This window comes from Bartonella sp. AP58NXGY (genome assembly GCF_042195785.1).
Lineage (GTDB): Bacteria > Pseudomonadota > Alphaproteobacteria > Rhizobiales > Rhizobiaceae > Bartonella.
The window spans coordinates 1-581 of the sequence record NZ_JBHIOY010000390.1 but is presented as its reverse complement, the minus strand read 5'-3'; the positions used below and the strand labels follow the sequence as shown (position 1 = coordinate 581).

The window sequence follows — 581 nt, the reverse complement described above, 5'->3', positions numbered from 1 at the left end:
TCAAAACAACATTTGACAAATTAAAGAGATTTTTTTTATGCTTCAGAGAAGATAATCTTTGCGAATGTGCATCATATAAAATTTTTTAGAGAAAAATTGATGTTTTTTCCCATTTGTGGATACACACTATAGCGAATGCTTTATTGCACGTAGAGAACGCTTTTCATATAGTTTACTCGATGACACAATAGAAAATACGAAGGGATACAGATGATTCATCAACCTCAAAACTCAAAAATAACGCTTGTTTCAAAAATTTTAGCCCCTGTTATGTTGAGTATTTTAATTTTTTCCCCTTCTTTATCAAACGCAACATCAGACCCAAAATTTAAACTTAGAAAAGCTTAAAATACAACTTCTGGAAGATTCTAACTTTTTATCTAAGCTTAAAGAGAAAGTTACACCCCATATTGATTCTCATCATATTCAACAAATTGTGAGAGAGTATCTTCTTACTCATCCAGAAATTATGATTGAAATGCAGCTTATTCTTCAAGATAAGCTAGAAAAACAGAATGAATACGAAAGCCAAAGACAAGCCTCTATCATCCATTTATTAGAAAAGGAGATTTTTCACTCTC

The 581-nt window shown here is 30.8% G+C and carries 1 pseudogene; it reads left to right on the top strand.

Features of this window, described 5'->3' with window-relative positions:
* Window positions 1-210: 210 nt before the first annotated feature.
* Window positions 211-581 (top strand): annotated as a pseudogene (locus ACFINC_RS11615) (DsbA family protein); the annotation flags it as partial.